The sequence below is a fragment of the Pseudomonas sp. 21 genome (assembly GCF_000955805.1).
Lineage (GTDB): Bacteria > Pseudomonadota > Gammaproteobacteria > Pseudomonadales > Pseudomonadaceae > Pseudomonas.
The window spans coordinates 60,125-72,551 of the sequence record NZ_JYOA01000013.1 but is presented as its reverse complement, the minus strand read 5'-3'; the positions used below and the strand labels follow the sequence as shown (position 1 = coordinate 72,551).

12 protein-coding genes are annotated in these 12,427 nt (G+C 64.9%); 5 read left to right on the top strand and 7 right to left on the bottom strand.

What is annotated here, in order from left to right; translation table 11 throughout:
- The first annotated feature begins 8 nt into the window (after positions 1-8).
- Together UB43_RS26705 and UB43_RS26700 are read left to right on the top strand one after the other, a co-directional pair.
- Positions 9-959, top strand: a complete 951-nt coding sequence (locus UB43_RS26705; RefSeq protein ID WP_045217479.1) for a phospholipase D family protein — start codon at positions 9-11, stop codon at positions 957-959.
- Between the two features lie 155 nt (positions 960-1,114).
- Positions 1,115-1,396, top strand: a complete 282-nt coding sequence (locus tag UB43_RS26700) for a hypothetical protein (RefSeq protein ID WP_045217477.1) — start codon at positions 1,115-1,117, stop codon at positions 1,394-1,396.
- Between the two features lie 91 nt (positions 1,397-1,487).
- Here UB43_RS26700 and UB43_RS26695 read toward each other — a convergent pair whose 3' ends face one another.
- The 5 genes from UB43_RS26695 to UB43_RS26675 all read right to left on the bottom strand — a co-directional run bounded on the left by UB43_RS26695 (position 1,488) and on the right by UB43_RS26675 (position 5,676).
- Positions 1,488-2,765: an OprD family porin gene (locus UB43_RS26695; RefSeq protein WP_045217475.1), complete on the bottom strand. Its 1,278-nt coding sequence runs from the start codon at positions 2,763-2,765 to the stop codon at positions 1,488-1,490.
- 281 nt (positions 2,766-3,046) lie between these two features.
- Positions 3,047-4,228 carry an MFS transporter gene (locus UB43_RS26690; protein WP_045217471.1) on the bottom strand — a complete coding sequence of 394 codons (1,182 nt, stop codon included), beginning with the start codon at positions 4,226-4,228 and terminating at the stop codon, positions 3,047-3,049.
- Positions 4,229-4,466: 238 nt separating this feature from the next.
- Positions 4,467-5,021, bottom strand: coding sequence for a putative glycolipid-binding domain-containing protein (locus tag UB43_RS26685; RefSeq protein WP_045217469.1), 555 nt, complete (start codon positions 5,019-5,021; stop codon positions 4,467-4,469).
- Positions 5,021-5,383 (bottom strand): MmcQ/YjbR family DNA-binding protein, encoded by a 363-nt coding sequence (locus UB43_RS26680; RefSeq protein WP_045217467.1) that lies wholly within the window; start codon positions 5,381-5,383, stop codon positions 5,021-5,023. Before UB43_RS26680 ends, UB43_RS26685 begins: the two co-directional genes overlap by 1 nt.
- Before the next feature lie 14 nt (positions 5,384-5,397).
- Positions 5,398-5,676 (bottom strand): peptidylprolyl isomerase, encoded by a 279-nt coding sequence (locus tag UB43_RS26675; protein WP_045217465.1) that lies wholly within the window; start codon positions 5,674-5,676, stop codon positions 5,398-5,400.
- Between the two features lie 185 nt (positions 5,677-5,861).
- On the opposite strand from UB43_RS26675, the gene UB43_RS26670 reads away from it, so the two are divergent.
- The gene (locus tag UB43_RS26670; RefSeq protein WP_177329822.1) at positions 5,862-7,097 is read left to right on the top strand and encodes a PilT/PilU family type 4a pilus ATPase; all 1,236 of its coding nucleotides are present in this window, start codon (positions 5,862-5,864) and stop codon (positions 7,095-7,097) included.
- A gap of 108 nt (positions 7,098-7,205) precedes the next feature.
- On the opposite strand, the gene UB43_RS26665 is transcribed toward UB43_RS26670, so the two are convergent.
- Entirely contained in the window at positions 7,206-8,456 is a 1,251-nt protein-coding gene (locus UB43_RS26665; protein WP_045217463.1) for an OprD family porin, read from the bottom strand.
- A 539-nt stretch (positions 8,457-8,995) separates the two neighbouring features.
- Here UB43_RS26665 and UB43_RS26660 point away from each other — a divergent pair.
- On the top strand, positions 8,996-9,880 hold the full coding sequence (locus UB43_RS26660) for a DMT family transporter (RefSeq protein ID WP_024767266.1): 885 nt from the start codon (positions 8,996-8,998) through the stop codon (positions 9,878-9,880).
- Between the two features lie 111 nt (positions 9,881-9,991).
- Here UB43_RS26660 and UB43_RS26655 read toward each other — a convergent pair whose 3' ends face one another.
- A complete protein-coding gene (locus UB43_RS26655; protein WP_045217461.1) occupies positions 9,992-10,810 on the bottom strand; it encodes a helix-turn-helix transcriptional regulator in 819 nt (272 codons plus the stop codon).
- Between the two features lie 168 nt (positions 10,811-10,978).
- Here UB43_RS26655 and UB43_RS26650 point away from each other — a divergent pair, with 168 nt between their 5' ends.
- Positions 10,979-12,421, top strand: coding sequence for a sodium:alanine symporter family protein (locus tag UB43_RS26650; RefSeq protein WP_045217458.1), 1,443 nt, complete (start codon positions 10,979-10,981; stop codon positions 12,419-12,421).
- The last annotated feature ends 6 nt before the right edge of the window (positions 12,422-12,427 follow it).

Here is a 12,427-nt window from a genome sequence, read left to right as displayed (position 1 = left end):
GGGGCTGTATGAAAATCCTAAACGCTCAACATTCGCTCAGGCATTACCTGGAGCAGGTCAGCGGCAAGCTGATCACTGTGGTCTCGGCCTCCGCCAGCGAAACCGAGTCACTGATCGAAACCCTGGTGGAGAAGGGCAATCGCCTAGACCTGCTGGTGGGCACCATCAACTCGTTCAGCTCGCCGGACTTCATCGATTTCTGCGTCCGCGATGCCGGTACCAGCGTCAGCCTGCACGTGGACTTCCGCGCGCAGAACAGCGTGCACTGGAAGCTGATCCTGATCGAGCCGGACGTGGTCGTGCTGGGCAGCGCCAACTTCACCGAAATCGGCCTGAGCCTCACCCGTGACACCTGCACCGTGATCCAGGATGCGGCGCTGTACACCGAGTACCTGGCACGCGTGGCCGAGATCAAGGGCATGGAAGGCGTGGTGCCGGGTGAGGATTCGCCGGCCTTCGACGAGCAGTTGGAGGAATACCGCCAGAGCCACCGCCGCGTGCAGGCGAGCCTGGCGCGCAGTGCGCAGTACCTGGACGGCGAGAGCTGGCTGGGCGACGAGACCAACCAGAGCATCCCGCTGTTCATCTGGTACAGCGATCACTCCGACGATTCCGAAGAGAAGGCCGAGGCCTTCCTGCACGCCAGCAGCGATGGTGTCGACTGGGACGACGTGCGCGAGTTCTTCACCTATGAGTGCGCCGAAGGCGTGCTGCCCTACGAAGAGGGCGACATGGTGCTGACCGCGCGCTGCAACGGCACGCACATCGGCTTCTACACCTTCGACCGCATCCTCTACCGCGACGGCACCTACTACATCTACTCCTACCGCAAGAAGCGCTACACCCAGCCGTTCAAGCTGGAAGACGCCAAGGAGCGCCTGAAGGACGTGATTCCGGAGTGGTACGAGGAAATGCGGACTTCGCTCAACCGCCACGACATCAATAGCGTGGTGCGTTAGGCAAGCCATTCATCGGCGCACAGCCTGCGACCCGACGGTCGTGCGCTGTGCGACTTGGCATTCTGCACGATGATGGCTAGCATCCTGCCAGTATCTCGACGTCGCATGCTGCCGTTGCGTGAGACCGTCAGAAACCTGTCAGGAGGCAATGGATCATGCCGCAAATTCCCCCCGATGAAGTCCCTGTCCGCCGCCGCATGCGCTGGCATTGGCGGCTGTTGACGCTGAAGATCTACATCCTCTCGGTGTTCCTGCTGGCCTGCATGCTGGGCGGCAGCGCGATGCTGTTCCTCAATGTGCTCAATGACACGCTCGAACCGGCCCAGCGGCTTGGCTCCTTCGCGGCCGGCGCGCTGATCCTGCTGCTGTGCTTCCACATCCTGCGCATGGCGCTACCCCCGACGCCCTGGCTGCAAAGGCGCCGCTCTCTGGAGTAGGCCGCCTGCCTGGAACGAGGCGACGCCGGAATGAAAAACGCCCCGTGGCATCGCTGCCACGGGGCGTTTTCCTTCGAGCCTGATCAGGTCATCAGAAGATGTTGACCGGGTACTCGACGAAGACGCGCACTTCGTTGCCGTCGTCGTTGTAGGAGCGGGCGTCGTTGGACACGCGCAGCCAGGAGCCGCGCAGCTTGACCGACAGGTCCTTGGCCGGGCCGCTCGGTACGACGTACTTCAGCTGGTTGAAGATTTCGCGCTCTTTGCCGTTGCTGGTCTCGGCGGTCTTGATGTTGTCGCCGTAGACGTAGGCCACGGTGTAGCTCAGGCCGGGTACGCCGTACTCGGAGAAGTCCAGGCTGTAGCTGCCCTGCCAGGAACGCTCGTCCTCACCGTTGAAGTCCGACCAGTAGGAGTTGGCCAGCCAGATGGTGGTGCCGCCGTCGCCCAGGCCGCCCTGGTTCTGGTACCAGCCGTAGTTGTAGCCGGAATCGCCGTTGTTGCGCTGGTGCGCGATCATGAAGGTGTGGACGCCGATGTTGTAGGCGGCCGACAGGCTCCAGATGGTGTTCTTGGTGCCATCGATGCCGTGGTCGGCAGCGAAGTCTTCGTTGACGCGGGTGCGGTAGCCGTTGAAGTCCAGGGTCAGGGACTGCTTGTCGGCCACCGGGATGACGTAGTTCAGGTTCATGTACTGCTTGCGAGCGACGTCTTCGCTCTCGTAGCCGTACAGCGAGCCGCTGAAGTTGTCGGTGAACTTGTAGCTGCCGCCGAACACGTCGATGCGCTTCAGGCCGCCGCTGTCACGCCCTTCGGCGCTCTTGCGGGTTTCCGAGGTGAAGCGGCCGACGTTCAGTTCCAGGCCTTCGATCTCCTTGGAGGTGATCAGGGTGCCGGTGAAGCTTTCCGGCAGCAGGCGGGAGTTGTCGTAGCTCAGCACCGGCAGGGCCGGCATCTGGTCACCGTACTTGATCACGGTGTTGGAGAAGCGAGCCTTCACCGCACCACCGGCGCGAGCCAGGTCGTTGGCCGCTTCGCCGCTGTCGCCCTGCTTGAAGAAGTCGATGCCGGCAGCGCCGCTCTTGCCTTGGCCGCCATCCAGGCGCAGGGCGTACATGCCGAAGGCGTCAACGCCGAAGCCCACGGTGCCCTGGGTGAAGCCGGAGGTGAAGGTCGCGGTAGCGGCCTGGCCCCACTCGGCCTTGTCGTCGCGGCCGTGCTTGTAGTCACGGTTCATGTAGGCGTTGCGGAAGAACAGGTCCAGGTGGCTGTCTTCGGTGAAGCCCTTGGCGGTGGACTGGTCATCGGCCATGGCAGCGGTCGACGCGAGGATCCCCAGTGCGAGCAGACTGATCCGGTGGTTCAGCATCTTGATTTCCTTAATGGTGCAGCGCCAGCGAACAGAAAGAAAAAGCTCTCCGCCCCGTAGTGCGTGAACGGGGTAGGTGGAGTCCTGTGCTGGCATGTTCTTTTGGTTGTATTCGGGGCGTGGTCGCCCCGGCGCCGCGGGATGATAACAGAGGATCGAACTTTTTCGTCCAGGCTCTGTCATGCGGATGTCATGATGACCTGATCAACGGCGATGGCTCCCGGATCACGGGCGCTCGAAGGCAATCAGCGCTGTTGCGGTTTAATGCCGCGCCGCGCCGCTCAGGACTGCTGATAGGACCGCTGATAGAGCCACAGGCTGAGTATCAGCCCGCTGAATGCGGCGAGTGCGGCGCAGAGGAAGATCGAGCCGAAGCCGAAGCCGTTGGCGACGGCGCCCATCAGCGGCCCGGTGACCCCCAGGGACACATCGATGAACAGCGAATAGGCGCCCAGCGCGGCGCCACGGTTGGAGGCGGGTACCAGCCCCACGGCTTCCACGCCCAGTGCGGGGAACACCAGGGAGAAGCCGAAGCCGGTCAGCGCCGCGCCAGCGAGGGCGATCCAGGGCGTTGGGGCGGTCCAAAGCAGGAGCAGGCCGAGGCTTTCCACCGACAGGCAGGCGATGGCGACACGGAAGCCGCCGTGACGGTTGATGGCGTTGGCGAACAACAGGCGCGCGCCGATGAAGCAGCCGCCGAAGGCGGTCAGGCAGTAGACCGCGTCCTTCCAGCCAAGGCTGGCGTAATAGAGCGTGATGAAGGTGGCGATGGTGCCGAAGCCGATGCCGCCCAGCGCCAGGCCCATGCCGTGGGGGAAAACCCGGCCGAGTACATGGTGGAAGGGCATGCGCTCGCCATGCACCAAAGCAGCGGCACGCTTGGGCCAGGCCAGAGCGAAGCCGAGCGCGGCCAGCAGGACCACGCTGCCGCCCAGGCTGGCCAGGCCGAGCTGGCCGACCATCAGCACGCCCAGCGGCGCGCCGATGGCCAGGGCGCCATAGCTGGCGATGCCGTTCCAGGAGATGACTTTTGCGGTGTTCGCCGCACCGACACGGTCGATGCCCCAGGCGATCGAGGCGCTGCCGACCAGGCTTTCCGAGGTGCCCAGCACCAGGCGCGCGGCCATCAGCAGGCCGAGGCTGATCCACGGCAGGCCCTGCATCGCCCAGGAGCCGAGCATCAGCGCACCACTGCCGGCGCAGCCGAGCATGCCGTAGAGCACGGCGCGCTTGGGGCCGAGAGTGTCGATGACCTTGCCGGCGTACGGACGAGTCAGCAGGGTGGCCAGGTACTGGATGCTGATGACCAGGCCGGCCATCACCGAGCCGAACCCCAGGTCGCTGTGCACGTAGCCGGGGAGCACGGCCAGCGGAATGCCGATGGTCAGGTAGGCGATGAAGGTGAACAGGACGACGGACACCACTTGCAGGGTGGATGCGGTGGAGCGGGTCTGGGCAGGCATGTGCAGCAGTTCGGTACGGCGGGTGGGTGCTACATGATGGACCGCCGTGGGCATGTAGGAAAGCTAGCTAACGAACTACCTTTCAGGTCCGGCGTGACGCAAACCGATCGCGGACGGAGTCCGCTCCTGCGCTCCGGTCCGCGCACTGCCTGTAGGAGCGAGCCTGCTCGCGAACCGCTTGGCACGGGGCCGGCCGGATGAATCCTTCGCGAGCAAGCTCGCTCCTGCGAAAATCGGGTCAGGCGCGGCGGAAGAGGGTGGGGTAATCGATGACCAGGCCGTCATCATCCACCGTCAGGAGGGCCTGAAAGTTCGTGCCTTCCAGGTTTTCGTACCGGTAGTGAGTGGCGTCGATGCGCGTATAGCCCTGGCGCATCCGCACCGGCTTCAGCTTCGGTGCTTCCAGGTACGCCACCGTCAATTCGCGGCGATCGCCGTTGGCCAATTGCAGGCGGCGGATCGGGAAGGTGTTGGTGAAGGGCGACGGCCAGATGTCGATATCCAGGCAGCCGTCCAGTTCACCCAGCAGCTCGCCGCTACCGCTTCGCCAGTGGCCTTCGCCATCAGTCAGCAGGTGAAGCTGATGCGCACCGCGCTCGCTCTCGACGGAGAAACGCGCCTCGCGCAAGCGCCATTGGCTGTCCCACTCCAGTTGGTACTCCAGCTGATAGGGCGGCCCGCCAGCCTCGTCGATGGCGCGCAGTTGGCTTTCTGCGCGGCCGTCACCCACTTGCAGGGACTCCCAGCTGGAGGTCGGAGCGTGCCACAGGCCTTCCCAGTTCAGCGTGCGCATCAGGGCGCCTCCAGCACGAGGCCCAGGCGTTGGCGCTTGGGCAGGCGGGCGACCACCAGTTGGTGCGAGCGGGTCAGTGCTTCGCGCAATTCGGCGTCGCCCATGGGGTAGGGGCGTTGCATGGAAATCCAGAAGGCTCGCGCCAGATAGGGCGCCGGGCGGATGCCGGGGCGGTCGACGTAGCCCAGGAACAGCTCGGGGCCGACCTTGAAGGCCACGCCGCCGTTGCCGCTGTCGAGAAAGTCGAGGATGGCGAACATCTTGTTGCCGGCCACCGAGAACACCCGGTTGCTGCCCCACTTGATGTCTTCGCGGGCGCCGGGCAGCGCCAGGCAGAAGTGGGCGATCTGTTGCGGCGTCATAAGTCGCGGTTCCCTCAGTCGCGGAAATAGACCTCGACCAGATGGTAGCCGAACTGGCTTTTCACCGGCCCGTGAACCACGCCGACCGGCTTCCTGAAGATCACCTGGTCGATGGACTTCACCATCTGGCCGGGGCGTACCTCACCCAGGTCGCCGCCGCGCTTGCCGGAGGCGCAGGTGGAGTGCTTGCGCGCCAGCGCGGCAAAATCCTCGCCCTTGGCCAGGCGCTGCTTGATCTGCTCGGCTTCGGCGGCGGTCTTGACCAGGATGTGGCGGGCCATGGCGACGGGCATTGGTTGTGTCCTTGAATGTAAGCGTCTGGGCGGCATTGTACGGCAGCAGTGACGCAGGTCGCATTTCGCGATGGGTTGCATTGTCTGGCCTGGGGGCGCTCCATAGAGTCAATAAGCAAATTCCTATTTATTGGGCGCCGCTTACAGACGGCGTCCGCCGCCACCTTGCGTACGGATGCAGTTCAATGGATATCCAAGCGATGCTCAAGATCCTGGCCACCCAGGATGGTTCGGATCTTTACCTCTCCACCGGTGCTCCGCCTTGCGCCAAGTTCAACGGGGTCCTCAAGCCCCTGACCAGCGAACCGATGAAGGCCGGCGACGTCGCCCGCATCGGCTACGGACTGATGGACGAGGAGCAGCGCGCGGAGTTCGACCGTGAACTGGAGATGAACCTGGCGATTTCCGTCGCAGGTGTCGGCCGCTTCCGTATCAACCTGTTCAAGCAGCGCAACGAAGTGTCCATCGTGGCGCGGAACATCAAGCTGGATATCCCGCTGTTCGCCGACCTGAACCTGCCGGAAGTGCTGCTCAAGGTGGTGATGGAGAAGCGCGGCCTGGTGCTCTTCGTCGGCGGTACCGGATCGGGCAAGTCCACCTCCCTGGCGGCGCTGATCGACCACCGCAACCGCAACAGCGGCGGCCACATCATCACCATCGAAGACCCCATCGAGTACGTGCACCGGCACCGCAAATCCATCATCAACCAGCGCGAAGTGGGCGTGGATACCCGCAGCTTCCACGCCGCGCTGAAGAACACCCTGCGCCAGGCGCCGGACGTGATCCTGATCGGCGAGATCCGCGACCGCGAGACCATGGAGCACGCCCTGGCCTTCGCCGACACCGGCCACCTGGCGATCTCCACGCTGCACGCGAACAACGCCAACCAGGCGCTGGACCGCATCATCAACTTCTTCCCCGAAGAACGCCGGCCGCAGCTGCTCAACGACCTGGGCAACAACCTCAAGGCCTTCGTCTCCCAGCGCCTGGTGCGCACCCAGGACGGCAAACGCCGCGCCGCGGTGGAGGTGCTGCTGGGCACGGCGACCATCAGCGACATCATCAAGCGCGGTGACTTCAGCTCGATCAAGGAGATCATGGACAAGTCCCGTGCCCTGGGCATGCAGACCTTCGACCAGGCGCTGTTCGACCTGGCGGTGGAAGGGGCAATCACCGAGGAAGAGGCGGTGAAGAACGCCGACTCGGCGAACAACCTGCGGCTGAAACTCAAGCTGTACAAGGACAACCCGGGCAGCGTCGGCAGCACTGCCACTCCCGCGGCCGCCAAGCCGGCCGCGCAGGCTCCGGCGCCAGTCGCTCCCCCGGCGGCCGCCCAGCCAGTGGAGGCCTCCAGCTGGGGGCTGGAACTGGCGCTGGAAGAGATCGAGGCGGAAGACGCCGAGAAGCCTGCCGGGGCGTAGGGGCGGACTCCGTCCGCGATCGATTCCCGGCCACTCCGATGGGCCAGGAGTTTGGGCAACCCTATCGCGGACGGAGTCCGCTCCTACGCTCCTCGGTGAGCTCGGTGCTTACAGCAGCGACAGCGGATAGCTGATGATCAGCCGGTTCTCGTCGAAGCTGTTGGTGCTGCCCCAGTCGCGGCGCATGGTCGAGTTGCGCCACTTGACGTTCAGCGTCCTGAAGATGCCGCTTTGCACGGTGTACGCCAGCTCGCTCTCGCGGCCCCATTCGCTGCCGTCATGGGTGCTGGCGTTGTGCACGTTGTCGCCATGGATATAGCGGTTCATCAGGGTCAGGCCGGGAATACCGAAGGCGGCGAAGTCGTAGTCATGGCGCAGTTGCCAGGAGCGCTCCTTCGCGCTCTCGTAGCTGGCGTTGTAGCTGTCGTTGGCCAGGGTGCCGCCGCTGGTGCCGTTGACGCGGAACCACTCGTCCTCGCCCATGACCTTCTGCAGGCCGAGGTAGAAGGTGTTCGCGCCGTACTTGGCTGAGAACATCCCGGAGAATGTCCGGTTGTCGAGGTCTCCGGCCTTGGCACTGCCATCCTCCTTGCCCCAGAAGTAGCCGATATTCGCACCGAGCACCCAATTGCCCAGCGGCTGGCTGTGCTGCAGCTGCAGGTATTGCTGCTGGTAGATGTCCTTCAGCTGCGCATTCCACAGGCCGACCAGCGTGCGGTCGCCGTTGAAGCGGTATTCGCCACCGGCGAAGTTGAAGCGATCCGAGGTATAGGCGGGACGGCTGAACAGCGACATGTCTTCCATGCTGGCGTCGTTGCGCGGGCTGTTCTGGCGGAACTGGCCGCCGTAGAGCGTCAGGCCGTCGATCTCTTTCGAGGTGACCTGGGCGCCCTGGAAGGTCTGCGGCAGCGAACGGCCGTCGTCCGAGCGCAGGATCGGCAGTACCACCATCCATTCGCCGGCCTTGAATTCGGTGTTCGACACCTTGGCCTTGCCGGCCACCGCCAGGCGGCCGAAGTCGTCGGCGGGGCGGCCGTCGTCGTGGGTGGGCAGCAACTGGGTGCCGGCCGTGCCCTTGCCGCCGTCGAGCTTCAGGCTGTACAGCCCGAGCACGTCCAGGCCGAGCCCGACGGTGCCCTGGGTGTAGCCGGAGCGGGCATCGAGGATGAAGCTCTGGGTCCATTCCTCGGCCTTGTTCTGCCGGGCGTCGCCGACGTAATTGCGGTTCATGTAGAAGTTGCGTAACAGCAGGCTGGCCTTGGCGTCTTCGAGAAAACCGCCGTCCTCGGCATGGGCCGCGAAGGGCAGGGCGGGTAGCAGGCAGGCGCTGATGGTGAAGTGAGGCAGGAGGCGGAGCATGGGTGTTCCCTCGGCATTCTTGTCGTTGTTCGGGGCGAGCGGAGACCTCCGCGCGGCTCTGTCGGGAGCGGCGGATGGGGCTCAAGACGGTCAGCGAGTGCGGATCAGGCGATCAGCCAGGCGCAAAGGGAATGCGAGGACGAGTACGAAGGAAGATGGCGGGTGGGGTGCACGCGCGCGGGCGTGCCAGGGGGAGCGTGAGCATGTGAACGGACCTTTCTTATAGTTGTTGGCGCCGCATCGGGGCGGCGGCTGGGGCCATAGTGGTGGTCCGTGAAGGCTCGCCGCAATTCGCCCGAGGCGTAATTGTTCGCTGTTCGAACATGAATTAACCAAATGGAACATTTATCCGCCGACATTGCGGGTAGGATGCCTGCAACAACGCCGTGCGGGACTCGTATCGCCCGGCTTTCCAGCGGACCCGCGAGGTGTTCCCGGCGCGGCGCGGCGGATTCTTTCTCCGGTGCGTCCTGCTAGGCTGTCCTGCTCTCCAGGTTGGCTCCGCGTCAGCCGCATCCGCCTATTGAATCCGTGAGTCGATGAGTACCAGCCAATCGCCGTTGTCCGGCGTCCACCAGCCCTTCAAGGGCATCCTGCTCATCGTCCTGGCGACCTTCCTGTTCTCCAGCCACGACGCGCTGTCCAAGTACCTGGCGAGCATCTATCCCATCGTCATGGTGGTGTGGGCGCGCTATGTGGTGCACACGCTGCTGATGGCGGGCATCTTCCTGCCGCGCGCCGGCCTCGCGGTGCTGCGGACCCGCCATCCGTTCCTGCAGACACTGCGGGCGCTGTGCCTGCTGGGTACCAGCTTCCTGTTCACCACGGGACTGCAGTACATCCCGCTGGCCGAGGCGACCTCGGTGAACTTCCTCGCGCCGCTGCTGGTGACGGCGTTGTCGGTGCCGCTGCTGGGCGAGCGGGTCAGTTTCGGCCAGTGGGCGGCGGTGCTGGTGGGGTTCGCCGGCGTGCTGGTCATCGTCCACCCCGGCGGCGACCTGTTCACCCCGGCGGTGCTGCTGCCGTTCGGCTCGGCGCTGTGCTTCAGCTTCTACCAGTTGCTGACCCGCAAGCTCAGCCAGGTGGACAGCCCGACCACCAGCAACTTCTTCGCCGGGCTGTGCAACACCCTGATCGTCAGCGCGCTGGTGCCGTTCTTCTGGCAATGGCCGGGGCTGGTCCACGGGCTGATGATGCTGGCCCTGGGCACCTGCGGGATGACCGCGCACCTGTTCCTGACCCAGGCCTTCAAGCATGCCGCGCCGGCGCTGCTGGCGCCGTTCAGCTATTGCCAGATCGTCTTCGCCGGGCTGCTGGGTTTCGTGATCTTCGGCCATACGCCGGAGCCCTCGGCGCTGCTGGGGATCGCGGTGATCTGTGGCAGCGGGCTGGCGGCGGCGTGGTTGCAGAGCCGCAAGGGGTAGATTCCAATCTGTAGGAACGGGCCATGCCCGTGACAGCCCTGGCGCCGAAGCTGCCGGGAGCGCGGACTTTGTCCGCGATCGCGGGCGTGGCCCGCTCCTACACGCACTTCTTCATTCGATTTCGAAGAGGCCATGGCGGATCGGCCCGACCTGCAGGCGCTGGCGTACGTCGTCGTCGATGCGCGGGTCGTCCGGCTGGTACAGCTTCACCTGGCGATAGGCGCTGATGCGGTTGATCTCCGGACCCAGGTATTCCCAGACCACGCGGGTGCAGGCCGGGGTGCGCCGGTCGCCGCTGGAGACGCCGGTCTTCAGCCCGTTCAGGCGGGTGATGCGGCTCTTGAAGCTGGGGATGAGGATGGTCTGGCTCATCTCGTTGACCGTGAGCGACTCGTAGTCCATCAGGAACACCCGGTCCTGCAGTTGGAAGGCCGCGCCCAGGTAACGGCAGCGCACCCAGTCCTCGGCCTGCACATCGGTGCTGCTGGAGCGCTCCTGGCGTTCCTGGCGCTCGAACAGGAAATTGCCGTCCTGCTCGTACAGGTGCACCAGCGACAGCAGGATCGAGCCGGGCACCGACATGCAGTTGGAATACTCGAAGTAGTAGCCGCAGTAGCGCGACAGGTTGCCCGCGTGGTCGCGCAGCGGGCGGAGCATTTCCAGCAATGGATCGTCGCGCTGCGCGTTGGCCGGCGAAGTGCCGCGTGCGCCGATCAGGCGGGCGAACTGTTCCGGCGGCAGTTGCAGCTCGTAGTCCTCGACGCCGAAGAAGTCACCGATGCGCTTGAGGTTGTACGCCGTGGGCTGGCTCTGCCCGCCGAGGTACTTGTTGAACTGCGCGCGGTTGATCGCGAGCTTGCGGCAAACCTCCGAGATAGAGCGGTAGTGAGCGCAAAGCAGCTTGAGGTTGGGGCCGAGGTTTTCGGACATTCGTGCCAGGTCCAGGTGATGCGACTGGCGCAATTATAGCGTCAGGTAGCATCAATTCGTAGCAAGCCGCGAAATTGTTTCGCGAGGCTTCGGGCGCAACCATGCGCCCCCAGTGAGCGGGCCAGCCCCAGGCCCGTGCTCCCACAATAACAATCGAGGCCCCAGCACATGCTCGACGCGATCAACGATTTCCTCTCCGGGAAAGTCCTCATCGTCCTCATCGTAGGACTCGGCGCGTATTTCACCATCCGCTCCCGTTTCGTCCAGTTCCGCCACTTCGGCCACATGTTCGGCGTGTTCAAGGAATCGATCCGCGGCCAGTCCGGCCAGCTGAGTTCGTTCCAGGCCCTGATGCTGAGCCTCGCCGGCCGCGTGGGCGCCGGTAACATCGCCGGTGTCGGCATTGCCGTGACCCTCGGTGGCCCCGGCGCCGTGTTCTGGATGTGGGTTACCGCACTGGTGGGCATGTCCAGCAGCTTCTTCGAGTGCACCCTGGCCCAGGTCTACAAGCGCAGCGACGGCAACGGCCTGTACCGCGGCGGCCCGGCCTACTACATCCAGCACGGCCTGAAGCTGCGCTGGATGGCCATGACCTTCGCGGTCCTGCTGCTGGTGACCTACGGCTTCGCCTTCAACGGCCTGCAAGCCTTCACCGTGACCCACTCGCTGCAGAACGCCTTCGACATCCCGGTCCTGTACTCGGGCATCGCCCTGGCCGTGCTGCTGGCCATCGTGTTCTTCGGTGGCATCCAGCGCATCGCCGCCGTGTCCGACCTGCTGGTGCCAGTCAAGACCCTGGCCTACATCGCCGTGACCCTGTACGTGATCGCCACCCAGATCGAGCTGGTGCCGGGCATGCTGACCACCATCGTCAAGAGCGCCTTCGGCCTGGAACCGGCCTTCGCCGGCCTGCTGGGCAGCGCCATTGTGATGGGCGTGAAGCGTGGCGTGTTCGCCAACGAAGCGGGCCTGGGCAGTGCGCCGAACGTGGCCGCAGTCGCCGCCGTGCGTCACCCGGCCTCCCAGGGCGTGGTCCAGGCATTCAGCGTGTTCCTCGACACCTTCGTCATCTGCACCTGCACCGCGCTGCTGATCCTGCTCTCGGGCTTCTACACCCCCGGCTTCGAAGGCGACGGCATCACCCTCACGCAGAACTCGCTGGCCGCCGTGGTCGGTGACTGGGGCCGGATCTTCGTCAGTGTCGCGCTGTCGCTGTTCGTGTTCACCTGCATCACCTACAACTACTACCTCGGCGAGAACGCCCTGCAGTTCATCGTCGGCCGCAGCCGCTCCGCGCTGATCGCCTTCCGCGTGCTGGTGCTGGGCCTGATCCTCTGGGGCTCGATGCAGAACCTGGGCACCGTGTTCGCCTTCGCCGACATCACCATGACCTGCCTGGCCTTCGTCAACCTGGTGGCCCTGGCGATGCTGATCAAGACCGGCCTGCGCGTGATGCGCGACTACGACGAGCAGCGCCGCGCCGGCATCGAGCGCCCGGTGTTCGACGCCAGCAAGTTCGCCGACCTGGACATCGACCACGACGCCTGGCGCGACGCGCACAAGATCAATTCGACCGCTCCGGCCCACGGCAGCCTGCCTGCCCAGGGCTGATCCTGC

What these genes read in the sequence shown, in the direction of transcription:
- UB43_RS26690 (WP_045217471.1), bottom strand. Translation starts at nt 4,228, where the DNA reads ATGCCTGCCCAGACCCGCTCCACCGCATCCACCCTGCAAGTGGTGTCC.
- UB43_RS26680 (WP_045217467.1), bottom strand. Translation starts at nt 5,383, where the DNA reads ATGACGCCGCAACAGATCGCCCACTTCTGCCTGGCGCTGCCCGGCGCC.
- UB43_RS26705 (WP_045217479.1), top strand. Translation starts at nt 9, where the DNA reads ATGAAAATCCTAAACGCTCAACATTCGCTCAGGCATTACCTGGAGCAG.
- UB43_RS26655 (WP_045217461.1), bottom strand. Translation starts at nt 10,810, where the DNA reads ATGTCCGAAAACCTCGGCCCCAACCTCAAGCTGCTTTGCGCTCACTAC.
- UB43_RS26660 (WP_024767266.1), top strand. Translation starts at nt 8,996, where the DNA reads ATGAGTACCAGCCAATCGCCGTTGTCCGGCGTCCACCAGCCCTTCAAG.
- UB43_RS26675 (WP_045217465.1), bottom strand. Translation starts at nt 5,676, where the DNA reads ATGCCCGTCGCCATGGCCCGCCACATCCTGGTCAAGACCGCCGCCGAA.
- UB43_RS26695 (WP_045217475.1), bottom strand. Translation starts at nt 2,765, where the DNA reads ATGCTGAACCACCGGATCAGTCTGCTCGCACTGGGGATCCTCGCGTCG.
- UB43_RS26650 (WP_045217458.1), top strand. Translation starts at nt 10,979, where the DNA reads ATGCTCGACGCGATCAACGATTTCCTCTCCGGGAAAGTCCTCATCGTC.
- UB43_RS26670 (WP_177329822.1), top strand. Translation starts at nt 5,862, where the DNA reads ATGGATATCCAAGCGATGCTCAAGATCCTGGCCACCCAGGATGGTTCG.
- UB43_RS26685 (WP_045217469.1), bottom strand. Translation starts at nt 5,021, where the DNA reads ATGCGCACGCTGAACTGGGAAGGCCTGTGGCACGCTCCGACCTCCAGC.
- UB43_RS26700 (WP_045217477.1), top strand. Translation starts at nt 1,115, where the DNA reads ATGCCGCAAATTCCCCCCGATGAAGTCCCTGTCCGCCGCCGCATGCGC.
- UB43_RS26665 (WP_045217463.1), bottom strand. Translation starts at nt 8,456, where the DNA reads ATGCTCCGCCTCCTGCCTCACTTCACCATCAGCGCCTGCCTGCTACCC.